Raw genomic sequence first — 25,013 nt, forward strand, 5'->3', positions numbered from 1 at the left:
TTCCCGTGACTTATCTACGTATTAATCCTGTTCTGGCGCTGCTGCTGTTGCTGACGGCAATCGCAGCGGCGCTGCCGTTTATCAGTTACGCGCCTAATCGTTTAGTCTCGGGTGAAGGGCGTCATCTCTGGCAACTGTGGCCGCAAACGATCTGGATGCTGGTGGGCGTTGGTTGCGCCTGGCTGACAGCCTGTTTTATTCCCGCTAAAAAAGGCAGCATTTTTGCACTCATTCTGGCGCAATTCGTCTTCGTATTGCTGGTGTGGGGAGCAGGAAAGGCGGCGACCCAACTGGCGCAAAATGGCAGTGCGCTGGCGCGTACCAGCCTCGGCAGTGGTTTCTGGCTGGCCGCGGCGCTGGCATTGCTGGCCTGTAGTGATGCCATCCGCCGAATCTCCACGCATCCGCTGTGGCGCTGGTTGTTGCATATGCAGATTGCCATTATTCCGCTGTGGTTGCTGTACTCCGGCACGCTTAACGATCTCTCACTAATGAAAGAATACGCCAACCGTCAGGATGTGTTTGACGACGCGCTGGCACAACATCTGACGTTGCTGTTTGGTGCGGTGCTGCCTGCGTTAGTGATTGGTGTGCCGTTGGGCATCTGGTGCTACTTTTCCACTGCTCGGCAGGGGGCAATTTTTTCTCTGCTCAATGTCATTCAGACCGTGCCTTCGGTGGCGCTCTTTGGCCTGTTGATTGCGCCGCTTGCCGCGCTGGTTACGGCCTTTCCGTGGCTGGGGACGCTCGGCATAGCAGGAACCGGAATGACACCCGCACTGATTGCGCTGGTGCTCTATGCCTTGCTGCCGCTGGTGCGCGGCGTGGTAGTCGGTTTGAACCAGATCCCGCGCGATGTGCTGGAGAGCGCCAGAGCGATGGGCATGAGCGGGGCGCAGCGATTCCTGCATGTTCAGTTACCACTGGCGTTACCGGTATTTCTGCGCAGCCTGCGGGTGGTGATGGTGCAAACTGTAGGTATGGCGGTGATTGCGGCGTTAATCGGCGCAGGCGGTTTTGGTGCGCTGGTTTTCCAGGGGCTGCTAAGCAGCGCCATTGATTTAGTGTTGCTGGGGGTGATCCCGGTAATTGTTCTGGCGGTGCTTACCGACGCGCTGTTCGATTTGCTTATCGCACTGCTGAAGGTGAAACGTAATGATTGAATTTGGCCATGTCAGCAAACTGTTCGGCGCACAAAAAGCCGTTAACGATCTCAATCTCAATTTTCAGGAAGGGAGTTTTTCGGTGCTGATTGGCACATCTGGCTCCGGCAAATCCACCACCCTGAAAATGATTAACCGCCTGGTGGAGCATGACAGCGGAGTGATCCGCTTTGCCGGAGAAGAAATTCGCTCGCTGCCAGTACTGGAGTTGCGCCGCCGGATGGGCTATGCCATTCAATCTATTGGCCTGTTCCCCCACTGGAGCGTGGCGCAAAACATCGCTACCGTGCCGCAATTACAAAAATGGTCGCGGGCGAGGATTGACGATCGTATCGACGAATTAATGGCGCTACTGGGGCTGGAGTCAAATTTACGTGAGCGTTATCCGCATCAGCTTTCCGGTGGTCAGCAGCAACGTGTGGGAGTGGCGCGCGCACTGGCTGCCGATCCGCAAGTCTTACTGATGGATGAACCTTTTGGCGCACTGGACCCGGTAACGCGCGGCGCGTTGCAACAAGAGATGACGCGCATTCACCGTTTGCTGGGGCGTACCATTGTGCTGGTCACTCATGATATTGATGAGGCGCTACGGCTGGCAGAACATCTGGTATTGATGGATCACGGTGAAGTGGTGCAGCAGGGCAATCCGCTGACGATGCTGACTCGTCCGGCAAACGATTTTGTCCGCCAGTTTTTTGGGCGCAGCGAACTGGGTGTGCGCCTGCTTTCGTTACGTAGTGTGGCGGATTACGTGCGTCGCGAAGAACGGGCAGAAGGTGAGGCACTGGCAGAAGAGATGACGCTACGCGATGCGCTCTCCCTGTTTGTCGCGCGGGGATGCGAGGTGCTGCCGGTGGTGAACACGCAGGGCCAGCCTTGCGGCACGCTGCATTTTCAGGATCTGCTGGAGGAGGCGTAAGCGTATGAAGATGTTGCGCGATCCGCTGTTCTGGCTCATTGCTTTGTTTGTGGCACTGATTTTCTGGCTGCCTTACAGCCAGCCGCTGTTTGCTGCCTTGTTCCCACAACTGCCACGACCCGTTTATCAGCAAGAAAGTTTTGCAGCTCTGGCACTGGCTCATTTCTGGCTGGTGGGAATTTCGAGTTTGTTTGCGGTGATCATTGGCACTGGTGCCGGAATTGCTGTCACTCGCCCGTGGGGCGCGGAATTTCGCCCACTGGTGGAAACTATTGCCGCCGTTGGACAGACTTTTCCGCCTGTCGCAGTGCTGGCGATTGCCGTTCCGGTGATCGGCTTTGGTCTGCAACCAGCGATTATCGCCTTGATCCTTTACGGTGTGCTGCCCGTCCTGCAGGCGACACTTGCCGGGCTGGGAGCGATTGATGCCAGCGTGACAGAAGTTGCGAAAGGTATGGGAATGAGTCGTGGTCAGCGACTGCGTAAGGTCGAGCTACCGCTGGCGGCTCCGGTGATTCTGGCGGGCGTGCGAACTTCGGTGATTATCAACATTGGTACGGCGACGATCGCCTCAACGGTAGGGGCCAGCACGCTGGGTACGCCCATCATCATCGGGCTTAGCGGATTTAATACCGCGTATGTGATCCAGGGGGCGTTACTGGTGGCACTGGCGGCGATCATCGCAGACCGCCTGTTTGAAAGGCTGGTGCAGGCGCTTAGCCAGCACGCAAAATAAAGGTATAACCTGCGAGCATGACGCCACCAATTCCGCCTAACGCCATAAACAGGAACAGGGCGATGACCCCAATTTTAGCTATGCGCATATTGCACTCCTTATGTTAACGAAAGGATTGTACAGTAAAGCGCATTTGTTAACGAATCATTAAATGCCGAGTGGGAAAATATCATGGCCTTGTTCTTGCCAACTGGTGAGTTGCTGCTGTTGGGCGGAGGTTCGATTTTCACCGCACCACACCAGCAATGTACGGCCTTCGAATAGTTCAGGGCGTAGTTGATTGAGCGAGTGGGCGAGGACATCAATGCGCCATCCTTGTTGACTGGCAATCCAGCCCTCCAGCCACAGACGGGTGGTATCCTGAATATTCCAGCCAACCACCAGCGCATCTTTACCCTGTTTTTTACGTGCCGAAGCCAGACAAATGGCGATGTAGTTGATCAGTACGCCGTCGAGGATCGCCAGCAGCGCCTGGAGAGTCGGTTGTTGGCACTGAAGCCGTCGGCGCAGAGGAATAAACAGATGTGTGGTGAGTGTCTGGGCGGGGTAATCCTGACCGCGCTCTTTGATCCACGTTCGCAGGCTATGCAGATTGCCGCTTTGCAGGTAGGTCAGTAATGTTTCTTGCTGATCGCGCCAGCCGTTCTGCACATCAACATTTTCATTACTGAGCAGCATTTTAACTTTGCTGACCTGCACGCCGTTGTCGATCCAGCGTTTGATCTCGCGGATCCGGTCAATATCGGCATCGTTGAACAGTCGATGACCGCCGTCTGTCCGTTGCGGTTTCAGCAACCCGTAACGCCTCTGCCACGCGCGTAACGTGACAGGGATTAAGGGTAAACTAACTGATTTTACAAGTTTTTATTTTACCCCACTTTCTTATGGGGCATACATGGGACACTTTCAGATAGTCTTTTGTTAAGGAGTTCTATCTGTTCGTGATTGTTGTCTTTCATCCATGCTCCGTAAACATTGAATACCATTTGTGCGTTTGTGTGGCCCATCTGGCTTGCGATAAAACTAGGATTAGCTCCAGCGGCAAGTGACCAGCATGCATAAGTATGCCTGGATTGGTACGATTTTCTGTGTCTCAGACCTGCGCGTTTTAAGATACTTGTCCATGACTCCCTGATGGAGTCAACCTTATAGTGCGGTCCGGAAAACTGCCGCTGTTTTATTACCTGAGGACTAAAAACAAAAGTGCATTTATGCACAGTACTTCTCCCATATTCCCTCTGCTTTACCTCTACAGAATGCTGTTTTCCAAGCATGGTCATTTCCGCTTGGCTTTTAAGAGCATCAATAGCTGGTTGAACTAGATGAATCGTTCTTCCGGTACCAGCATCAGTTTTTGGTGGAGTGAATTCGCCTAGTTTTGTATAATTCCGGCGGATGGTTATAGTCCTCGCTTTAAGGTCTATATCTTCCCAGGCCAGTGATACCAGCTCCCCGTGACGAATACCCGTGTATACAGCGATAATCCACAGGTTTTTTGTTTGTTGATGACGGCAAGCCTCAATAAAACGAATAAATTCGTCACGGGTGAGGGGATCTGGTTCTATCTTGGACTTTTTTAATGGTGTCAGACCGTTAAATGGATTTCCTGATGTATAACCATTATCTGTTGCAAATTGAAACATTCCAGCTATGGTTGTCATATAGTAGTTTACTGTGACCACTGAGCGTCCTTTTATGGAAGAAATTTTTCCGTTAGAAAGCTTTTGATAACCGGTCAACAGATCTCTCCTTACGAAAAGCAAATCCTCTTTTGTTACAGATGAAACCAGTCTTTTTTCACCTAACATTGGCAACTGAGGTGTACTGGCAATAGCGGACACTACCATTTGTTCTTTTTTTAAGCAGCCATCTGATGATATTTTTCCCCTGAAGGCTGCCGGGGAGATATTCCCCAGACGAGAGTGACGACGCTGACGATTGTAGAAAATCTCAATGTATTCCCGTATTACTGAGATGGCTTCATCCCGGTTATTAAAACGATAGTGGCTCAGGCTCTCATTTTTCAGCGTTCCCCAGAAGCTTTCCATCGGAGCGTTGTCGTAACAGTTACCTTTACGCGACATTGATGTTTTCAGACCAGACTGCTCCTGTATGACCCGGTAATCGTATGCGCAGTACTGTGAACCTCGATCAGAGTGGTGGATTAGCCCGGCAGGTGGGCGCTGGCTCCTGAGCGCCATAAACAGGGCTTTACCTGTCAGCTCTTTTGTCATGCGCTCTCCCATGGCGTAGCCGACAATTTCGCACGTATAAACATCTTTGATGCCAGCGAGGTACAACCATCCCTCCTGTGTGGCAACATACGTCAGGTCCGCCACCCAGACCTGATTTGGTGCTGTAGGAGCGAACGTCTGGTTCAGCAGATTTGGCGCAACTGGCAGATTGTGGTTCGAGTTCGTAGTCGCTCTGAACTTGCGTTTCTGCTTACAGCGTAGCCTTAGCTCCTTACGAAGACGTGCCAGTCGGTCACGACCAACGATGATGCCATTCTCTGCCAGCTCCGTCTGGAGCCGCCGGGTTCCATATGTTTCGCGAGTGCGGATATGTGCCACCTTAATCTCCAGTTTTAGCCGCTCATCACTTTGTTTTCTGTCTGAGGGTTCATGCTGTACCCAGTTGTAATAACCGCTCCTGGATACACCAAATACCTGACACATCGCTTCAATGGGAAATTGTTGTCGCCATTGTTCGATTAACGCGTATTTTTCAGCGACTCCTGTGCAAAATACGCTGTTGCTTTTTTTAATATATCTCGCTCAAGGCGAGCTTCATTTAACGCCTTACGCAGTTGCAGAATTTCAGATTCCAGTTCAGCCACCGTGCGGGAACCAGGAGTACCGAGCCCTTTTCTGGCGGCGGTAACCCATTGTCCTAAAGTGCCTTCAGGAAGAGATAATCGGGAAGCGCCTTCACTGATCGAAAGTTGATTTTCAAGAACCGTTCTGACAGCTTCGGCTTTGAACTCTTTAGAGTAACGTTGGGTTTTTCTGCTCATTATTAGCTCCTTCTGATGCCATTCTATTTCAGGAAGGAGTGTCCGTTAAACTCAGGCTACCTCACAGAGCGACATTTACGACCGGACAAAAGGCCGTCTGGCGATACCCGGCGCATTCGGCTTTGGGTGTGCTTTTCTGCCTGAAGATGTTATCCGTTTTGACACTAAGAGTGATTTCCTGGCCTGGGTAAGGAATGCGCTGCCAGGTGAATATTCCGTTGCTGGCCCCTACGACATCATCATACCCGACACACGGTTTGAAGGGGTGCTCAGCATCCGGTGGACTGATGCACGCCCTGAGACAACAGAACCGAGGTACAGAGCCAAATCCCTTACTTTTTACGGCATTAACGGCCCCATTTATCACACCCGCTACTGCTTGCAAAATGGCATCTGAATCGATCGCAGTTTGGCATTCGAATCGATCATGATTTGGCATCCATCTCCGATCACAGTTTGGCATCACAATCGATCACGATTTGGCATACTTCCGATCATTGATTGGAATTCGCCAGTCACTCCGGGAATTAACTCTTTTCACCACAGTCTCCATTGCCGTGTTTAAACCAGTGGAGACGTCAATGTCCAAAAAGAGAAAATCCAGGAGCACTATGGAAACTTGTTTTAAGATCCTTCAGCTCAAGTTCGATAAGAAGCTGACTAACCGTTGTATCGGACTGACGTTACACATCAGCGCCTCAACCGTTTTTGAGGTTCTTGCCCGCTTCAAAGCCTCTTCTCTGTCATGGCCATTACCTGCGGATATATCCCATGACACGCTGGAGAAACTCATTTTCCCGCCCAAAGACACCTCTGCGTCAGAGCTTGTTATGCCTGACATGCTGTACTTCGATACGGAAATGAGAAAACCTGGCGTGACGCGCCAACTGTTGTGGATGGAATACAAGGCACAGGCGGGTGACAAAGCGATGGGATACTCACACTTCTGCCGTTGCTACCGGAAGTGGAAAAAAACGCGACGCCTCTCCATGCGACAGGAGCATCGTGCTGGCGAAAAGCTCTTTATCGACTTCTGTGGTCCTACGGTCCCTGTTATTAATCCGGACACCGGAGAGATACGCCGCGTGGCAATCTTCGTGGCTGTAATGGGGGCGTCCAACTATACCTATGTTGAAGCGTGCGAAGGTCAGGACATGATGTCATGGTTAAATGCCCACAGCCGTTGCCTGACCTTCCTGGGCGGCGTACCGAAGCTGCTCATCCCCGATAACCTCAGAAGCGCAGTGAAAAAAGCCGATCGCTATGAGCCTGTCATCAACGACAGTTATCAGGCGCTGGCTGAGCACTATGGCACGGTTATTATCCCGGCCCGCCCGCGCAAACCTAAAGATAAACCAAAAGCAGAAAACGGCGTCCTCATCGTCGAGCGATGGCTTCTTGCCCGCATCCGTAATGAAACCTTCCACACGCTCAGGGCGCTGAATGCACGCCTTCGGGAGTTGCTGACGGACATGAATAACCGACCAATGAAGGGATACGGTAATCAAACCCGCGCAGAACGCTTCCGCATGCTGGATGCACCAGCACTCTCTCCGCTGCCTCTGGAGCCTTATGAATACACGGAATACAAAGCCGTGAAGGTTGGCCCTGACTACCACGTTGAATATGCCCGTCACTGGTACTCCGTTCCACACGAACTGGTCGGTCAGCGTCTGTCACTGAAGGTGGGGCAGTCGGTGGTACAGCTCTGGCACAAGGGGCAGTGTGTGGCGCAACATCCGCGCAGCACACATGAATATAAACACACAACCAATCCGCTTCACATGCCAGAACGCCACCGGCGGCATGGGACATGGACACCGGAACGCCTTATCGAGCAGGGAAACCGTACAGGTCCGTCCACAGGCCGGGTGGTTGAATCCATGCTGAAAGCCAAACCCCATCCGGAGCTGGCTTACCGTGCAGTCCTGGGTCTGCTGGCACTTCAGAAAAAATACGGCCCGGAACGGCTGGAAAAGGCCTGTTACGTTGCCCTGCACTATAACGCCCCGGACAGACGCTTTATCGACAATCTGCTGCGTCATCATCGGGATAACGTTGAGCTTCCGTTATCCCGCCAGGGCGAACAACATCCGGCATATGCTTCAGAGCATGAAAACCTGCGTGGTCCTGGCTACTACCACTGACAGAAGGAACAACCGTATGAGTGATAATCTGTTAAACAAACTGACCCAACTGAAACTCCCGGCGATGGCCGGGAGCCTGATACGGCAACGGGAAACGCCTCAGACTTACGACGAACTGTCGTTCGAGGAAAGGCTGACACTGCTGGTTGATGACGAGCTTCTGAGCAGAGAAAACAGTCGTGTGGCACGGTTGAGAAAAAATGCCTGCCTGAAATATCAGGCAACACCGGAAGGGCTGCGTTATCCGGCCTCAAGAGGTCTGCGGGCTGAACAGATGAGGGAACTGCTGAACGGCCACTACATAATCCACAGGAAAAACCTACTGATAACCGGTCCGACAGGATGCGGTAAGAGCTGGATAGCCAATGCGCTGGGCGAACAGGCATGTCGACAGAAATACAGCGTCCGGTACTGTAGAACCGGGCGATTACTGGAACAGTTGGCTCAGGGACGTGTTGATGGCAGTTGGCTGAAATATCTGAAACAGTTGCAAAAAATACAGGTTCTAATCCTGGACGATCTGGGGCTGGAACAGTTAAGTAACGCCCAGTGTAATGACCTTCTGGAGATCACAGAGGATCGTTACGGACAAAGCAGCACGATAGTGGTAAGCCAGTTCCCGGTAGATAAATGGCATGGTCTGATGGAGAACCCAACAACAGCAGATGCCATCCTGGACAGACTGGTACATAACTCACACAGAGTGGTCCTTCAGGGAGAGTCCCTGAGGAAAAATCCCCCTACAGTGGAAAGCAGCGAAAAAACGAGTTAAAAAGCGGTAGAAAAAGTTAAGTTCCCGGTTGATCGAATGGATGCGAATCGCTGATCGAACTTCGATGCCAATCCGTGATCGAATAGAGCGGAATACGCAACTGCTACTGGCCCATATCCAGACTGACTGGCTGGGTGAAAATAAATATAACCACAGAAGATATTATTTACAGAATCGTGGCGAGCTCTGTCTGCAACAGATGGGGAGACCCTGACATTGGCGGGCTGATTATTGCTGCGTACCAGGGAGAAGCTGACGGTGATAAAGTCATCAGACTTGTCAGGGGGCAGTCATACAGAGGCTCACGACTGGGACCGGTGGGGATTTCAGTGCCCAGTACTCCCACCGGAACGTATATAGCATCCCCACAATTTTTCATTACGGGATGTTCAGAGCATTCATTACCGGGGTCATATAGCGCCCTGTCCGGGGTGCCGGATGCTCATGTCTCTGGCGCAATGCCCGGGCTTTTTATTCGCACATCGTGAGGAATGCACCGTGGAAATTAAAAAAATCATTAATCCCCGTTATACCGAAAGTGGCGCAGTAGACTGTGACGTTTTTTTTGACGACAGGGACCAGGCAGTCCCCTACACAGCCACCGCTGATGATGTCGCACCGACGGGTCAGCGAATCTGGCAGGAACTGCAAAGTGGCAAATGGGGTGAGATAGCCCCATTCACTGTGACACCAGAAATGCTGGAAGCGGCCAGAGAGGCCAGACGTCAGGAAATTGAAGCATGGCGCACAGAACAGGAGGCGAAGCCGTTCACGTTTGAATGGAACGGTCGTATCTGGAATGCTGGCCCCAACTCACTGGGCCGCCTGTCCCCGGTAGTCATGCTGGCAAAATCTGTCACAGCACAAACGCATATGGCGTGGGGTGATGCCGATAATCAGTAGGTGAAACTGTCGATGCCGGAACTGGAAGAACTGGCGGCAGCAATGGTGCAGGCTGTTGTTGAACGCAATGACGAGATTTATCGCCGTCAGCGTGAAATGAAAGAGGAGCTGAGCAGTCTGGATGATTTGGCTTCAATTCGGGCGTTTGACGTTAAGTAATGAATAAGCCGCAACTGGCGGAATCACAGAAGACCGCTTTGCTTACCGAGGCGGAGTCTGTCATCCGGCCGCCGGGGTGTGCGGTCAGGCTGAACAGAGAAACGGATGAATCCGGGGAGGCCCGGGGCGGGCCTCTGTTTTTCCGGAGTCAGTCCGGTCTGTGGTTTATGCGATGTGATTATGAATGGTGCAGTTGTGAGCCGTTTTCAGACAATCGCAGGGCCAGTACCTCGTCAGTCAGCTGACGGTAAATCTGCTGTTCAGTCTCACGCATCACCTGTGCACCGGCTTCCCTCTCCGCATCCGCATCACCGCTCAGACCTGATGCTTTCAGCCGGTCAGCCACCCTCTGAGGGTACTCATTCTCCAGCATCTCATATTTCTGCTCTTCTGCCAGCGCCCAGCGGTCAGCTTCCGTACGCTTCAGTACAGCATGCCATGGTCCCCAGAGGGAGAACCAGTCCGTAAATTCATTCTCTTCACGGCTTCTGACCATGGCTTCGGCAGTGCGGAGGTCATTTGCTGTCACTCCCGACACGCCATAGAAACGCATTTCCTTCACGGCAGTGGAGAGCTGAAGTTTCTCTGCGAGCATGGTCTGGAAGGCCAGGTAGACTTCTATCTCATCCACAAAATGGAGAGTTCTGACTTTATCCCGGGCAATGTCCTCCAGAATTTCGAGGCGGAACATTTCCCTGCCCAGGGAGAGCAGAGCGCCGGTATCATTATCGAAAAGGCCTTCAGATGCCTGATGGACCAGGAGGGTTTTCCGGAGATTGTTCCATGTGAGCGCGACACGGTCCTCACAGCTCTCAGTGGCATCAGCAGCAACAGCGAAAGACTGCTGTCGAAGCTCCGCAGAGGCACTGAGTTTTTCCAGCCATGCAGCGACCTGTTCACGGAATCCGGAGGTATTGCGTGCAGAGACGGTATCGGAAAGGCGGTCAAGGAACGCGGAAAAGGTGTTGGCGTGCTCTTCATGTTCAAAAGCATGCCATATCTGTGATACATCAGATTGTTTGTTTTCCGGGAACCATGCTGTCACGGCATCAGCCAGGGGGCGATGGAGTGTATTCTGTTGTCCGTCACTCATGGAGAAGTAAATCCGTGGGCCGTGGTAGTCCGGTTGGGCGGTTTGTTGTAACAAAGTTTGCATTATTCTGGGAGATAGTTGATTTTCTCTAAGATTGACAACGCTATCAGAACTGAGGCCAAGTATGCTTTCCGGAATTGCCGTGATCCGGTTCTGATTAAGCCAGAATATTCTTATAATATGATCATCTCTTTCTGGAAAATCTGGTATTACTTCCAAAGCATTTCTGGCTGCATCAAGTAATTCCAATGACATTGGTAACCTCGGAAGTACAGACAGGTGATTGTCACTTACATTAATATATTCTAGTGACGCAGGTAATTCAGGAAGTGCGAACAAATGGTTATCACTCACATTTATATATTCCAGCGACACTGGTAATTCAGGAAGTGCAGATAATTGATTACTGCTTGCATTCAGCTCTTTCAATGCCCTTGGTAGCTCGGGGAGCATTGATAGTTGGTTATTGCTTACATTAATTTCATCAAGATTGTCAGGCAATCGTGGTAGAGATCTGAGACCTAAACAAGATAAGTCCAACGATGTTTCACTGTTCTCCAGACATAATTGGAGCCGGGTAAAAGCAGTTTCCCTGTTTTCTCCGGAAATGCTGTTTTTAGTCCATTCAACCCATTCGGAGAGATAATTATTGTGAACATTGTCGATTGATGTAGTTCTGTAAAAAGAGACGTTTCCAGTGGATAGGGGGGGATTATTTACAGGAAGCATAATAACCTCGCAGAAGGATATTCTGATAAAATGTGATACTGGGAAATAATAAGCTGAAATAAAATGTTTCAGGATTGAAATTTATTGTTTTCATTTTAAGGAAGAGATGTTGATTTAACTGTAAAAAAACGATACTATTTTCTTAGATGGTAAATGTCTCGCCTGTGCTATATTTTGTTTTTCGGTTAGTTAAATATCGTACGTTCATATTTGAACGTTCTGCCGGAATGCATTATCAATAGAGGTAAAGTCGCAACCCCAAATCGTAAAGGAAACCGTAGCACGTCTTAAGCAAGAACGTGCTGCGGTTGGATGCTATTTTTTCCCTGAAGCGGAAAACATTACTACAGTACCTTGAACCTTGGTTTTAACATTCTCGAAATGCTCTGAGAGTATATGTGTTAAGCCTTCTTCGGAATCTTTTGTGTTTGAAAAGATGCCTTTCTGATTGTAAATGCGCATCAGTTTTTGACCGAAGCTATTGTGCACAACTCCATCGCCAAGAATTGTGGCTCCGTATAGAGTTCCATCATCAGTTAAGGCCTGCGCCGCATTGCGTATTACACAGCTTTTTGTAGATATATTTCCAGGCAGGCAGTGAAGAAGGTAAAACATGGAAATGGAATCAAATTGACCATGTAACGCCGCGGGATAAGGTTCAAAAACATCATGGCTAATTTTATGTTTAATTTTTGATTCCCCAGCCCTTGTAGATGCCGCGTTCAGGCTAGCTTCGTTCAAATCCATTAAAGATATCAGACTACTCTCAGGTACGTGAGTAAGGTAAAACCCAGTTCCAACACCAATATCCAGATGGTTGTTACCTAAATGTTCCAGAAAGTGTGGAAGAAGGTGTTCCTTTGTAGGACATCCCCATGCAAGCCGATTTGATACTCCCAAAACCCACCAGTCATAAAGCTTTAGGGTAAGTGGTGTGTAAATTTTAGCCCCATCATCTGTGTTTTTTTTCATTAATTTCACCATATTATAGTTTTATTTGTGAATTAAATCAATTATGGCGATGAATTACAAGGGGTTAAATGCTGCCGCAGCATAGCGATATTGAAATAGCCTGGTATGCTTCGATACAGCAGGAGCCGAATGGCTGGAAGACCGTCACCACACAGTTCTACATCCAGGAATTCAGTGAGCATATTGCGCCACTTCAGGATGCTGTAGATCTGGAGATCGCAACGGAGGAAGAAAACTCGTTGCTGGAAGCCTGGAAGAAGTATCGGGTGTTGCTGAACCGTGTTGATACATCAACTGCACCTGATATTGAGTGGCCGGAAGAACCAGACACAATGTAAGGCAGTATGACTTTCCGTGAGACAGATGCTGGCCAACGTGGGATATTTAACGCGGGTTAACATCGTTGTCAGAGCCGCATGGGTGAGCTGTTGCTACACCCCGGTATTTCCACCACGGAGGCCAGCATGAACAACAATAACACATTGTACGTCGGGTTAGATGTTCACAAAGAATCGATTACTGTCGCTTATGCTATCAATTCAGAACCTGTTGAACTGATGGGTAAAATTGGCACATCACCTACTGATATTCAGAATCTTTGTAAACGTCTCAGGTCAAAGTCATCGCAGGTCAGTATCGTTTATGAAGCGGGGCCCTGTGGTTATGGACTTTATCGTCGGCTGGTGAAATCCGGTTTTGACTGCATGGTCTGCGCCCCCTCACTTATCCCGAAAAAACCGGGGGAGCGGGTTAAAACCGATCGCCGTGATGCCATCAGACTTGTGCGTTCACTGCGTGCAGGAGATCTTTCTGCTGTCTACGTACCCGGCATTGAAGATGAGGCATTCCGGGATTTGGCCCGGGCATGGGCATCTGCCCGCGATGATTTACGGCATGCAAGGCAACGTCTGAAATCGTTTCTTCTGGTTCATGGGGTCCATTATGTCGGGCGAGCAGATTGGGGCCCTGCACACCGACGCTGGCTCAGCAAATACTCATTCGAAAGTCCCTGGCGACAATTAGCTTTTGACGAACACCGTCGTACAATAGAAGATCGGCAGGCACAATGTGAACGGCTGGAATCCGCCCTGAAGGAGGCCGTTACCGAATGGAGGCTGTATCCGGTAGTAGAGGCGCTGCAAGCCATGCGAGGGATTCAGTTTATTACTGCGGTTGGATTAATTTCTGAACTGGGTGATCTGACCCGTTTTGAACATCCACGACAACTGATGTCATGGTTTGGTATCACGCCATCAGAATATTCATCGGGTGGAAGCAGACATCAGGGCAGCATTACCAAAGCCGGAAACAGCTATGCCAGAAAGCTATTGGTCGAGGCAGCGTGGAGTTACCGTCATCCGGCACGCATCAGTCCGGCAATACAAAAAAGGCAGGAAAATTTACCCCGCCCGTCATTGACAGAGCATGGGATGCTCAACTCAGGCTTTGTAAGAGGTATCGAAAACTTCAGGCCAAAGGAAAGAATGTCAATATTACAATTGTTGCTGTTGCACGTGAGCTGGCGGGTTTTATCTGGGATATGGGCCGAATAGCAATGTCTGTCGCACAACAACCACAATGTCACAAATAAAAAATGAGAATAACCAGTTCCCTGAAGGCGACGTAGCCCGGTACAAGAGTAACGCACGTTAGCGCTTGGCGACGGCGGAACAAAGCTGATTCGCGACGTAAGAAAGTGGCAGGCTCATATGACGGACCTCTGTAATGCGGTATCCAACCCGCGAATATCAGCGTGATTCACCGTCGGATTTACTGCTACGTCGCCCTCAGGGAATTAAACCTAAAAAGAAAATCGTCAAAATTAGAGATTCCGGTTTGACACGGAAAGTCATATCAGCGAAAAAGAAAAACCGCAGACACGACGTATGCAGGACGTGCTGCGGTTGGCTGGTAAACTTTCGATAGTGCGAGTATTGAATGATTTCCAGCCGTTACCGATTTTACGTGTTTATTAGTGAACAAACGGTGATGCTGCCAACTTACTGATTTAGTGTATGATGGTGTTTTTGAGGTGCTCCAGTGGCTTCTGTTTCTATCAGCTGTCCCTCCTGTTCAGCTACTGACGGGGTGGTGCGTAACGGCAAAAGCACTGCCGGACATCAGCGCTATCTCTGCTCTCACTGCCGTAAAACATGGCAACTGCAGTTCACTTACACCGCTTCTCAACCCGGTACGCACCAGAAAATCATTGATATGGCCATGAATGGCGTTGGATGCCGGGCAACTGCACGCATTATGGGCGTTGGCCTCAACACGATTTTACGTCACTTAAAAAACTCAGGCCGCAGTCGGTAACCTCGCGCATACAGCCGGGCAGTGACGTCATCGTCTGCGCGGAAATGGACGAACAGTGGGGCTATGTCGGGGCTAAATCGCGCCAGCGCTGGCTGTTTTACGCGTATGACAGTCTCCGGAAGACGGTTGTTGCGCACGTATTCGGTGAACGCACTATGGCGACGCTGGGGCGTCTTATGAGCCTGCTGTCACCCTTTGACGTGGTGATATGGATGACGGATGGCTGGCCGCTGTATGAATCCCGCCTGAAGGGAAAGCTGCACGTAATCAGCAAGCGATATACGCAGCGAATTGAGCGGCATAACCTGAATCTGAGGCAGCACCTGGCACGGCTGGGACGGAAGTCGCTGTCGTTCTCAAAATCGGTGGAGCTGCATGACAAAGTCATCGGGCATTATCTGAACATAAAACACTATCAATAAGTTGGAGTCATTACCGAACAAACCACTCGTCAGCAGACTCCCAGGTATCTTTCAGAGTCTCCTGAACAAATGTTTTTGCAGAATCCTTATCTGCGGTGCGTGTAACAGAAAGGCCATCGTTGCTGGTGGCTTTTACGATCACCTCTACATCGTCATAACGTTTACTGATGCGTCGGGTTAATTCTTCCTTTAACGCATCCACAGCACCGTTTGGCATTTTAGTGATTTTTTCTTTAGCGATACAGATCTCAACACGCATAACACCCTCCTGTAACTGTGGTTATGTACAGGTGTTATTTTTATCTGTATGGATAACCAGTGTCAATTCCTGATATTGTTTATGGGGCATCAATGGGGCATGTATGGGACACTTTTTATCGGCGAAATTCGTCGAAGTTCGTCGACATGGTAAACGAATCATCTATCCAACCCTTGAAAAACGGCGCTCCTGGACGATCTTCGTCGATTTTTAAAAATGTTGCGTCACGCGCGTAACGTGACAGGGTTAATATCACAAAGCAACGCCACTTCACCAATTGTGTAAAGCGCCATCGTCTCACCCTTGCTCGCGAGGTCCCGGTTTAACTTTAGACGCAGTTTTGCGAACCAGGTAGTTTTGCCCGTTTTTTGTGCATCTATAGGGTGATTTTATTTTTGCCAGGCGATTTTGAGTGATCGTACTCACGAATTCTCATTTTTCTGCAAGAGTTCAAAGAAAGTTAAACGCAGGCAATGTATGTTACGCGTTTTAAAGGGAAGTGTGGTTTGCGGGTATGTACGATTTTAATCTGGTGTTGCTGCTGCTTCAGCAGATGTGCGTTTTTTTAGTCATTGCGTGGTTAATGAGTAAAACGCCATTATTCATACCGTTAATGCAGGTCACGGTTCGTCTGCCGCATAAATTTCTCTGCTACATCGTCTTTTCCATCTTCTGCATCATGGGCACCTGGTTTGGGTTGCACATTGACGATTCTATTGCCAATACCCGTGCGATAGGCGCGGTAATGGGCGGCTTACTCGGCGGTCCGGTCGTCGGTGGGCTGGTTGGTCTGACCGGCGGCTTACATCGATATTCGATGGGGGGCATGACCGCGCTAAGTTGCATGATCTCAACCATCGTTGAAGGATTGCTCGGCGGCCTGGTACACAGCATCCTGATCCGTCGCGGGCGCACTGATAAAGTCTTTAACCCCATTACCGCCGGTGCCGTCACGTTCGTCGCTGAAATGGTGCAAATGCTGATCATCCTGGCGATCGCCCGACCTTATGAAGATGCGGTGCGTCTGGTGAGTAATATTGCTGCGCCAATGATGGTCACCAATACCGTCGGCGCGGCGCTGTTTATGCGTATATTGCTCGATAAACGCGCGATGTTTGAAAAATACACTTCGGCTTTTTCTGCCACTGCGCTGAAAGTGGCAGCCTCGACGGAAGGCATTTTGCGACAGGGGTTTAACGAAGTGAACAGCATGAAAGTGGCTCAGGTGCTGTATCAGGAGCTGGATATTGGTGCAGTCGCGATTACCGATCGAGAGAAATTGCTGGCCTTTACCGGAATTGGTGACGACCACCATTTACCTGGCAAACCGATTTCTTCGCCTTACACCTTAAAAGCGATTGAAACCGGTGAAGTGGTCTACGCTGATGGCAACGAAGTACCTTATCGTTGCTCTTTGCATCCGCAATGCAAACTGGGGTCGACGCTGGTAATTCCGTTGCGTGGCGAAAATCAGCGCGTGATGGGCACCATCAAATTGTATGAAGCCAAAAACCGTTTATTCAGTTCAATAAACCGCACGCTGGGCGAGGGGATTGCGCAACTGCTTTCGGCGCAGATTCTTGCCGGGCAATATGAGCGGCAAAAAGCGATGCTCACCCAGTCAGAAATCAAACTGCTTCACGCCCAGGTGAATCCTCATTTTTTGTTTAATGCGCTTAACACCATTAAAGCGGTGATCCGCCGCGACAGCGAACAGGCCAGCCAGCTGGTGCAGTATCTTTCCACTTTTTTCCGCAAAAACTTAAAGCGGCCTTCGGAGTTTGTTACTCTCGCCGACGAAATTGAACATGTGAACGCTTATCTGCAAATTGAAAAGGCGCGCTTCCAGTCGCGGTTGCAGGTCAACATTGCTATTCCGCAAGAATTATCCCAGCAGCAATTGCCCGCGTTTACCCTGCAACCGATAGTGGAAAACGCCATTAAACATGGGACATCACAACTGCTGGATACAGGGCGAGTGGCAATCAGCGCCCGACGTGAGGGGCAACATTTGATGCTGGAGATCGAAGACAATGCCGGTTTGTATCAACCGGTAACCAATGCCAGTGGGCTGGGGATGAATCTGGTGGATAAGCGTTTACGTGAACGGTTTGGCGATGACTATGGAATAAGCGTCGCCTGTGAGCCTGATAGTTACACCCGAATAACGTTACGACTACCATGGAGGGACGAGGCATGATTAAAGTCTTAATTGTCGATGATGAACCGTTAGCACGGGAGAACCTGCGTGTATTTTTGCAGGAGCAGAGCGATATTGAAATCGTTGGAGAGTGTTCAAACGCCGTGGAAGGGATCGGCGCGGTGCATAAACTGCGCCCGGATGTGCTGTTTCTCGATATCCAGATGCCGCGCATCAGTGGTCTGGAAATGGTGGGGATGCTTGACCCGGAACATCGCCCGTATATTGTTTTTCTCACTGCGTTTGACGAATACGCTATTAAAGCCTTTGAAGAACATGCCTTTGATTATCTGCTGAAGCCAATTGATGAAGCGCGACTGGAGAAAACGCTGGCGCGATTGCGTCAGGAGCGCAGCAAGCAGGATGTTTCGCTGTTACCGGAAAATCAACAGGCGCTGAAATTTATCCCTTGTACGGGGCATAGTCGGATTTATTTGCTGCAAATGAAAGATGTGGCATTTGTCAGCAGTCGGATGAGCGGTGTCTACGTTACCAGCCACGAAGGGAAAGAGGGCTTTACCGAATTGACATTACGTACCCTGGAAAGTCGTACACCACTACTGCGCTGCCATCGTCAGTATCTGGTTAACCTCGCGCATTTACAGGAGATTCGTCTGGAAGATAACGGCCAGGCCGAGTTGATTTTGCGTAATGGCTTAACCGTGCCGGTCAGCCGCCGTTATCTGAAAAGCTTAAAAGAGGCGATTGGCCTGTAAAAGACTGCTAAAATGGCTTTTTGCCTCATCAACACCTGAAGGCCTCATGCTAAGTAACGATATTCTGCGCAGCGTGCGCTACATTTTGAAAGCCAATAATAATGACCTGGTGCGTATTCTGGCGCTGGGTAATGTCGAAGCCACCGCGGAACAGATCGCCGTCTGGCTACGTAAAGAAGACGAAGAGGGTTTTCAGCGTTGTCCGGACATTGTTTTGTCGTCATTCCTCAATGGCCTGATTTATGAAAAACGCGGCAAGGATGAGTCTGCTCCGGCACTGGAGCCGGAACGTCGCATTAATAACAACATCGTGCTGAAAAAATTACGCATCGCGTTTTCGCTGAAAACCGATGACATTCTGGCGATCCTCACCGAACAGCAGTTCCGCGTTTCGATGCCGGAAATTACAGCGATGATGCGCGCACCGGATCATAAAAACTTCCGCGAATGCGGCGATCAATTTTTACGTTATTTTCTGCGTGGACTGGCAGCGCGCCAGCATGTGAAGAAAAGCTAAGACGGGTATGGCGGCCATGCGAAACATGGCCGCCGACAGATTATTTCACTTCTTTAAAACCAGCGGCTTTCATCACCAGTTCCATTTGCGCCATAGTGATACCTTTTTTGGCATCTTCAGCAGAAACGTTGATTCCTGAAATACCCTGCAGGGCTTTAAAATCCACTTTTTCCATATCGATAGTCACGTTTTCCTGCGCGTAGGTATCGGTATAGGTTAATTTTTCTTCAACACCCGCGATGTTTTTGTATTTGGCGCTTAACGGCTCAAGTGTCTTGGCAGCATCTTCTTTGGTGGTTGCACCAATGGAGGCAAATTGAATTTTGGTTTCAGAAGATTGCTTAAGCACCTTGTCACCTTTGTAGACATAGGTAATGGCAATTTCAGTGCCGTTCAGATTGGCGCTGAATTTCTTCGATTCTTCTTTGTCACCGCAGCCAGCAAGAGAGAAAACCAGAACAGATGCAACAACGAGGGAAAACAGCTTATTGAAAGCCTTCATGTAAAACTCCATTTTATTTAATCAAGGAACTGGTGACTCTCACCAGGGGCTATATAGGATATGCCTAATACCGTGGCGTGAGCAGTCCGGAACTGGAGTAGAACTCTTAGTAAAAAGCACTATTTCATCCTTGTTGCTGAAGCATGGGGAATAATTGTTCGCAAAGTAAAACACCGTTATTCATTGCTTCTACCCGTGCCTCGCTTTCTGTATTACGAAATTGTCCCAACACATGTGCCAGCCGATAAAAACCGACCGCGGAGAGGTCATTCGCCAGCAACTCTGCCTGACTAATAGCGCTCTGTTCCTGATAGCGCCAGCCGTTATGGAGCAGTTGAATAAGTAACGCCTGGCAGCGCATCAGCAACTGATGAGCGGTAGACGGCACAGGCAAAACGCTGGCAGAAGGTAGCGGTGCCACAGGCGCAGTTTCTGCGTCCAGCGCCCAGGCGCGGGTTTTTGTCATCATCACCCGTGGTTCCAGTGTCAATTGCCCCTCTACAAAGCTGACAAAGCCAGAAACCAGACTCACGGGGTCGTCTGTTTGTTGCAAAAGCGCCGCCATGCGTTCAACGGCAAAAGGAGAACAGGCAGATGCCGGAAGGGATAACGTCAGGAGATTATCTTCACCTTCGCCGCTGATTACCTGCGCATCCAGCGTCTGGCGGCTGCTATCCCAACCGAGCGAAATACACTCAGCGACCGGCAGAATAAATAAGTTATCGACCTGATTAAGAGGCCGTATGCAGGCGGGGGGACGCTGGCGTAAATATTCCCGCAAAGCCACAATGCCCGGCTGGCGTAACGGCGCGCTCAACATTTGCCAGGCATCAGGCGACAGCGGCACAACGCTGCTTAAGCGGTTGCGGGTAGCTAACAGCAGCTCGCCATCGGCACTGCGTTTTGCTGCTTGTGAAACAATTTGCCCGCCCGCTAGTGCGCCAGCCTGAAAACTAAACAGCCGACGCGTAGCTGCCGGTGAGTTTTCCTGTTCACTTCGCGGCCAACTGCGCGAAAGGTGCAAAATACTGCCGGTGTCGGGATCGGTAAACCAGATGCGTAAACCATAATGCTCAATATCCTGCCAGCAACGCATACCTAAAGACACCAGCCGCAGATGATCAAGCTTTGCTTCTCCGGCAATGCCAGAGCCAACGACCGTGCGCCACGGCACAGGAGGAACTTCACCAATACTGTCGCGCCGGGCCATCTCTTGTGCGCAATTTAATCGACTGTTTAATGCCGCAAGCTGACGTAAGCATTCTCCGGCATGATAGTGGCTGGCGCGGGCGTGGAAGGCATCAACGCTGGCGCGCAGTTGCCGTAGCGATTCACTCACCCATCGCCAGCTGCAGCGTTCCGCTGCTTGCTGCGCGCGGCTGAAAGCGGCCTCGTAGTGAATAAGCGGCTGGCTGATGCCGCTCAGCCATAATGCCTGGCTTAGTTGTTGAACATATTGACGACACGTTTTGCCTTCTTCGCTGGCAAACGGATCGTCAGATGATGTGACGTGTTCGCTGCGCATCTGCCAGATTAAATGAGTCAATTCCGCTTGCTGCGCTTTTGCCTGGACAAAGGCCTGTACTGCCAGTACGACATGTTCGCAAAGTGTGCTTTCAATACAATCACAACGGGCGAAACGAATACTGCTGCGGGAATAAAAACGCATATCGCTCATCGGTAAGCGGGCAGAGGGAATTTCACCCGGCGCACAGAACAACTCAATGGTGATGCCTTTAGCGACCAGCGCCTGTGCGCGTTTGCGGGTAGCATCGGGAAGGGTAGCCAGTTCTTCCAGCCAGATTGCCGGATCCCACTCTTCTTCTTTTTCCGTAGACTGAGTGGTGGCACAAAGTCGTTGATAACTTAACACCAGCATCACGCGATGACGGCACATACCGTTGGCCCCGCAACTGCACTGAGCCTCTTTCAGTGCCTGGCCGTTCGCCAGCTGGGTACGGACACCGTCACTGAAGGTGGCGATTAAAGCGTCGTTCTCATGGCTGATCTCCGGGACGTTGCCATTTTCCAGTTCCTTAAGACTGCGCTTAACAAAACCGGCATTGCTTAACGCCGTCAGGGCCTGCGGTGTCAGTTCTAATAATTCCGGACGTAGTGAATTCATGACTGAAGATTCTCCGCAAGCCATGATGCCAGCTCGCCCGGCGTCATGGCGGCTATTTGTGCGCCGACATTAACCAGCGCCTGGGCCGTATCGCGGTCATAGCAAGGTGTTGCGGTGCTATCGAGCGCAGCCAGTCCCAGCACTTTGATGCCGCTCTGGACACACTTTTTCACCTGATGCGTCAGCAATGATGATGAACCCCCTTCGTAAAAATCGCTCACGAGGATAATGACGCTTTTTGCTGGTTGTTCAATAAGTTGCCGACCATACTCCACGGCACTGGCGATATTGGTCCCGCCGCCCAACTGTACTTTCATTAATAACTCTACCGGATCGGCAACGTCTGCCGTGAGATCAACCACGCTTGTGTCAAACGCCACCAGATGGGTACGAATGCCGGGTAACTGCCACAAACAGGCCGCCATCACCGCAGAGTGGATCACCGAGTCCACCATCGATCCGCTTTGATCAACCAGTAAGACCAGTTGCCATTGTTCGCTTTGGCGTTTAATGCGGCTGTTAAAGCGGGGGGATTCGATATACAACTTGCCGTGTTGCGGGTGCCAGTGTTGCAGGTTAGCGCGCAGAGTACTTTTGAAATCAAAGTTTCGCGCCAGTGGAATAAATGAGCGGCGACGGCGATCGCGGACACCAGAAAAAGCCTGACGAACTTCCTTTGCCAGTCGAGCCATAATTTCTTCAACAACCTGGCGCACTATCCGGCGGGCGGCAGCCAGTACTTCGGGATTCATCAGATGTTTGGTGTGCAAAACGGCGCGTAGCAGGCTTTCAGAAGGCTGCATACGTTCCAGCATGTCGAGATTCGTCACCACATCTTCAATGCCGTAGCGCAGTACGGCATCGCTTTCCAGCCGCTCAATCACCTGTTGCGGAAACAGCGTGTGAATACTGTTGATCCACTCAGGAGTGGTGAGATTTGAGCCACCTAATCCACCGGAGCGTTCACCACGCTGGAGCCGTTCAGGATCGCGCCCATACAGCCATTCCAGCGCGTGGTCTATCTGCCGGGCGTTGTCATCCAGCCCACAAAGCGTCGTTTCTGCCGCTTCGCCAAGAATTAATCGCCAGCGTTGTAGCTCACGGGTGGTCAGAAGATCGTTCAGTTCAGACATGGAAAACTCCCCAGTTTTGCAGCGATGCCAGTGCCTGCTGTTCGAGTTGTTGATGATGTGCAATGGCTTGCGGAGGACAATGCAACGGCATTTGCAGCGCTGAAACAGGAAGCTGCGCAAGCTGGTAATGCTCAAGCACCTGATGCGCCAGTGTCCCGCGTTCTCGTGGCGGTAGCCAGGCCATCGCCGCGCGCAAATCGGGCAGGGCGTTAATAAAATCGTCGTCACTCAGTTGATTTAAATGACTACTGAAACCGGCGATAAATGCTGGTTGGCAGGCCAGTTGATGACGGGCGAGCGCCAGCAAACCGTGCAGCGCCTCGCCGGATTGTGCCGGGGATAACTGCGCCAGCATCGTCAGCGCCGCTTCGGCACTGGCGTTGGGATGTTCCAGACGCATCAGTGCGCCAAGAGCCGCGCCGCGATCCAGCGCCGGGACATGAATCGCCTGACTGCGGCGCTCCAGTAAGGCTACCGCCGCAGAAAGAAAAACGCCGGGTAAATTAACGCCGCTATGTAGATCGCGCAGGATATGGCAAAGCGCCTGCCAGCTATGCAGGTGAGCGTGAAACTCCTTTTCATCTGGTCTGCCGTTAGATTCACACAGCCACAGCGTGCGATCGATAGCCGCGCATAACGTCGTTTGTAATATCTGCGCGCCTTGCATACCGCTAATTTCATCCAGCCGCCATAAGGCATATAGCACTTCCAGCGCCTGGCCCATTTCGGCAAATTGATTTTCCTGGGCGATTAATAATGTGAGTTGCTCCAGTAATTGTTGACTGAAGGACGCCAGACCCGCTAACGCCGCCTGGCTAAGACATGTGGTGATACTGCCGATTCCACCCGCGTCCAGCATATCGGCTTCTAATTTATGGCGTGCGGCTTCCTGGAGTGTGGCACCAAAGCAGGCGGCCTCAATCAATGCCGCATGCTGGCTAAGCGGGCGGGTTAATTTCCAGCGTTCTTCACCGTTGCCTGCAAGTGTCAGTGTGCTTCCCTGCTGGCGTACAATCCCTGGGATCTCCAGTATTGCCAGCCGATGTAACACCTGACTTTGCGCTAGCCCATTGGGGTTAAAGCGATTTAAGGTAAGCTCCGCCGGAAGAGAGATTGCGGTACGTTCCAGTTCGCAGGTGACATCTTTTGGCAGAGGCGGTTGTGGCGTAGAAGGGGCAAGTTTACCGAATCCGTCACCCGCTAATGTGTCTATCAACGTTAGCAGAATCGGATCGGTGTCGGGATGAATAACTCCGCGATAGCTCCACGGCAACGGCGCGTTCAGGGCTTCTTTAATCAGCGAGCCTGCTATGGCATCCAGCCAGTCAGTGCGTAACGGTAGTTTATGTCCGCGCAACTGTGCCAGCGCCATCGCATGCAGATGAGCGGCAGCCATATCCGCGGTCGAAGCAGGCAATTTGTGCTGGCGCAAACGGGTAAGAACCGTTTTTAGCAGTTGTTCTCCCGCCTGCTGTAAGCCCCACTGCCAGTACCAGCTTTGCCAGACCGGGGCAGGCATACCGGAAAGGTATCCTGCCAGCACATCAAGGCGCTTTTCACTGTAGGGGGTGAGATAACAACCTGTAACGGCATCTGCCAGCGAGGGCAATTCCGGCGTGTTAATGTCCTGCGGGCATTCGCGTCACATTTTTGCCAGTGCAGGAGCGTGCCAGCCACCGCAGACGACTAACACGTCGCCATTGTTTTGCTGCATCGCCCATCCAATCCAGCGGGCCATAAAGGCTTCGCGCTGACGATTGAGTGCATCGCCGGGGGAATCGCCCCGCAGTTGGGCAAAATAGTGCGCCAGTGCAGAGGGTAATGCAGTTTGCTGGCTTTCATCTTCGAACAAGTGATCCCACAGGGTGTCGCTGTTATCCATGCGGGTGGCACGCAGCAGCAAGGCCTGGCTTTCCTCTTGCGTATCAGGCGAATCGTCCACTTCTTCACTCTGCGCCCAGCAAGGCAAATCGATGAAGTAAGTTTGTGCCTGAATACGACGTGCGGCTTGTAGCGCCTGCCACTCCGGCGAAAATTCAGCAAATGGCGTCCAGGCACCACGCCCGGGGGCTGCACCGTCCTGATACTGGCAATAACTGTAAATAGCTACCGGAAGCTGGTGGGCTAAAAACAGTTCGTCTACCCGGTCATTAAAATCAGCCGGGCCTTCAATCAATACGTATCGTGGCCGCTGGCGGTGATGCTGCCAACTTA

18 protein-coding genes and 8 pseudogenes are annotated in these 25,013 nt (G+C 51.0%); 14 read left to right on the plus strand and 12 right to left on the minus strand.

The window, feature by feature from the left end; all coding sequences use genetic code 11:
* The first annotated feature begins 5 nt into the window (after positions 1-5).
* Genes yehY through yehW form a run of 3 tightly spaced genes read left to right on the plus strand, consistent with a single transcriptional unit; the run spans position 6 to position 2,818 of the window.
* On the plus strand, positions 6-1,163 hold the full coding sequence (yehY, locus tag C1P89_RS03290; protein WP_000221786.1) for a glycine betaine ABC transporter permease YehY: 1,158 nt from the start codon (positions 6-8) through the stop codon (positions 1,161-1,163).
* Positions 1,156-2,082 carry a glycine betaine ABC transporter ATP binding protein YehX gene (gene yehX, locus C1P89_RS03295; RefSeq protein ID WP_000569018.1) on the plus strand — a complete coding sequence of 309 codons (927 nt, stop codon included), beginning with the start codon at positions 1,156-1,158 and terminating at the stop codon, positions 2,080-2,082. Before yehY ends, yehX begins: the two co-directional genes overlap by 8 nt.
* Before the next feature lie 4 nt (positions 2,083-2,086).
* Entirely contained in the window at positions 2,087-2,818 is a 732-nt protein-coding gene (gene yehW, locus C1P89_RS03300) for a glycine betaine ABC transporter permease YehW (RefSeq protein WP_000783120.1), read from the plus strand.
* On the opposite strand, the gene C1P89_RS03305 is transcribed toward yehW, so the two are convergent.
* From C1P89_RS03305 to C1P89_RS03320, 4 genes and pseudogenes are all read right to left on the minus strand, one after another.
* Complete coding sequence (locus C1P89_RS03305) at positions 2,799-2,906, minus strand: protein YohO (protein WP_001216963.1); 108 nt, start codon at positions 2,904-2,906, stop codon at positions 2,799-2,801. The two genes, yehW and C1P89_RS03305, sit on opposite strands and share 20 nt — an antisense overlap.
* A 59-nt stretch (positions 2,907-2,965) precedes the next feature.
* The gene (mlrA, locus tag C1P89_RS03310) at positions 2,966-3,652 is read right to left on the minus strand and encodes an HTH-type transcriptional regulator MlrA (protein ID WP_042101647.1); all 687 of its coding nucleotides are present in this window, start codon (positions 3,650-3,652) and stop codon (positions 2,966-2,968) included.
* Between the two features lie 35 nt (positions 3,653-3,687).
* Positions 3,688-4,632: pseudogene (locus C1P89_RS03315) on the minus strand (tyrosine-type recombinase/integrase); the annotation flags it as partial.
* A gap of 44 nt (positions 4,633-4,676) precedes the next feature.
* A pseudogene (locus tag C1P89_RS03320) lies at positions 4,677-5,834 on the minus strand (IS3-like element IS600 family transposase).
* Positions 5,835-5,895: 61 nt separating this feature from the next.
* Between C1P89_RS03320 and C1P89_RS03325 the strand changes: the two are divergent.
* The 5 genes and pseudogenes from C1P89_RS03325 to C1P89_RS03350 all read left to right on the plus strand — a co-directional run.
* A pseudogene (locus tag C1P89_RS03325) lies at positions 5,896-6,213 on the plus strand (hypothetical protein); the annotation flags it as partial.
* Between the two features lie 232 nt (positions 6,214-6,445).
* A complete protein-coding gene (gene istA / locus C1P89_RS03330) occupies positions 6,446-7,981 on the plus strand; it encodes an IS21-like element ISSso4 family transposase (protein ID WP_000447022.1) in 1,536 nt (511 codons plus the stop codon).
* A gap of 16 nt (positions 7,982-7,997) precedes the next feature.
* On the plus strand, positions 7,998-8,753 hold the full coding sequence (istB, locus tag C1P89_RS03335; RefSeq protein WP_001282649.1) for an IS21-like element ISSso4 family helper ATPase IstB: 756 nt from the start codon (positions 7,998-8,000) through the stop codon (positions 8,751-8,753).
* A gap of 95 nt (positions 8,754-8,848) precedes the next feature.
* A pseudogene (locus tag C1P89_RS03345) lies at positions 8,849-9,241 on the plus strand (phage tail protein); the annotation flags it as partial.
* Positions 9,192-9,815, plus strand: a pseudogene (locus tag C1P89_RS03350) (DUF4376 domain-containing protein). The pseudogenes C1P89_RS03345 and C1P89_RS03350, both read left to right, overlap by 50 nt.
* 178 nt (positions 9,816-9,993) lie before the next feature.
* Here C1P89_RS03350 and ipaHe read toward each other — a convergent pair.
* Together ipaHe and C1P89_RS03365 are read right to left on the minus strand one after the other, a co-directional pair.
* Positions 9,994-11,637 carry a T3SS effector E3 ubiquitin-protein ligase IpaHe gene (ipaHe, locus tag C1P89_RS03360; RefSeq protein WP_005136793.1) on the minus strand — a complete coding sequence of 548 codons (1,644 nt, stop codon included), beginning with the start codon at positions 11,635-11,637 and terminating at the stop codon, positions 9,994-9,996.
* Between the two features lie 315 nt (positions 11,638-11,952).
* Complete coding sequence (locus tag C1P89_RS03365; RefSeq protein ID WP_000239881.1) at positions 11,953-12,621, minus strand: class I SAM-dependent methyltransferase; 669 nt, start codon at positions 12,619-12,621, stop codon at positions 11,953-11,955.
* Positions 12,622-12,677: 56 nt separating this feature from the next.
* Between C1P89_RS03365 and C1P89_RS03370 the strand changes: the two genes are divergently transcribed.
* The 3 genes and pseudogenes from C1P89_RS03370 (at position 12,678) to C1P89_RS03385 (ending at position 15,347) form a co-directional block, all read left to right on the plus strand.
* Positions 12,678-12,947 carry a tail fiber assembly protein gene (locus C1P89_RS03370; RefSeq protein ID WP_000937487.1) on the plus strand — a complete coding sequence of 90 codons (270 nt, stop codon included), beginning with the start codon at positions 12,678-12,680 and terminating at the stop codon, positions 12,945-12,947.
* A 126-nt stretch (positions 12,948-13,073) separates the two neighbouring features.
* Positions 13,074-14,200 (plus strand): annotated as a pseudogene (locus C1P89_RS03375) (IS110-like element ISSso6 family transposase).
* A gap of 449 nt (positions 14,201-14,649) precedes the next feature.
* A protein-coding gene (locus C1P89_RS03385) for an IS1-like element IS1A family transposase (protein WP_094096600.1) occupies positions 14,650-15,347 on the plus strand; the annotation gives its coding sequence in 2 pieces (ribosomal slippage) (positions 14,650-14,899 and positions 14,899-15,347; 699 coding nt in all).
* A gap of 10 nt (positions 15,348-15,357) precedes the next feature.
* Here the strand turns inward: C1P89_RS03385 and C1P89_RS03390 are convergent.
* Complete coding sequence (locus tag C1P89_RS03390; protein ID WP_001261937.1) at positions 15,358-15,606, minus strand: DinI-like family protein; 249 nt, start codon at positions 15,604-15,606, stop codon at positions 15,358-15,360.
* A 227-nt stretch (positions 15,607-15,833) separates the two neighbouring features.
* Positions 15,834-15,899, minus strand: a pseudogene (locus tag C1P89_RS26390) (hypothetical protein); the annotation flags it as partial.
* A 221-nt stretch (positions 15,900-16,120) separates the two neighbouring features.
* Here C1P89_RS26390 and btsS point away from each other — a divergent pair.
* The 3 genes from btsS to C1P89_RS03410 are packed head-to-tail and all read left to right on the plus strand — an operon-like array spanning position 16,121 to position 19,039.
* The gene (gene btsS, locus C1P89_RS03400; RefSeq protein ID WP_005136804.1) at positions 16,121-17,806 is read left to right on the plus strand and encodes a two-component regulatory system sensor histidine kinase BtsS; all 1,686 of its coding nucleotides are present in this window, start codon (positions 16,121-16,123) and stop codon (positions 17,804-17,806) included.
* The gene (gene btsR, locus C1P89_RS03405; RefSeq protein ID WP_000598641.1) at positions 17,803-18,522 is read left to right on the plus strand and encodes a two-component system response regulator BtsR; all 720 of its coding nucleotides are present in this window, start codon (positions 17,803-17,805) and stop codon (positions 18,520-18,522) included. The genes btsS and btsR overlap by 4 nt, the downstream gene beginning before the upstream one ends.
* A 46-nt stretch (positions 18,523-18,568) precedes the next feature.
* A complete protein-coding gene (locus C1P89_RS03410; RefSeq protein ID WP_001295430.1) occupies positions 18,569-19,039 on the plus strand; it encodes a YehS family protein in 471 nt (156 codons plus the stop codon).
* 40 nt (positions 19,040-19,079) lie between these two features.
* On the opposite strand, the gene C1P89_RS03415 is transcribed toward C1P89_RS03410, so the two are convergent.
* The 4 genes and pseudogenes from C1P89_RS03415 to C1P89_RS03430 all read right to left on the minus strand — a co-directional run.
* Positions 19,080-19,541: a YehR family lipoprotein gene (locus C1P89_RS03415; RefSeq protein WP_001295429.1), complete on the minus strand. Its 462-nt coding sequence runs from the start codon at positions 19,539-19,541 to the stop codon at positions 19,080-19,082.
* Between the two features lie 124 nt (positions 19,542-19,665).
* The gene (gene yehQ / locus C1P89_RS03420) at positions 19,666-21,666 is read right to left on the minus strand and encodes a zinc finger protein YehQ (RefSeq protein WP_005136807.1); all 2,001 of its coding nucleotides are present in this window, start codon (positions 21,664-21,666) and stop codon (positions 19,666-19,668) included.
* Complete coding sequence (locus C1P89_RS03425) at positions 21,663-22,799, minus strand: VWA domain-containing protein (RefSeq protein WP_001292764.1); 1,137 nt, start codon at positions 22,797-22,799, stop codon at positions 21,663-21,665. The genes yehQ and C1P89_RS03425 overlap by 4 nt, the downstream gene beginning before the upstream one ends.
* Positions 22,792-24,996: pseudogene (locus C1P89_RS03430) on the minus strand (DUF5682 family protein); the annotation flags it as partial. The pseudogene C1P89_RS03430 and the gene C1P89_RS03425, both read right to left, overlap by 8 nt.
* Positions 24,997-25,013 lie beyond the last annotated feature (17 nt).

The sequence above is a fragment of the Shigella sonnei genome (assembly GCF_002950395.1).
In the GTDB taxonomy this organism is placed as follows: Bacteria; Pseudomonadota; Gammaproteobacteria; order Enterobacterales; family Enterobacteriaceae; genus ECMA0423.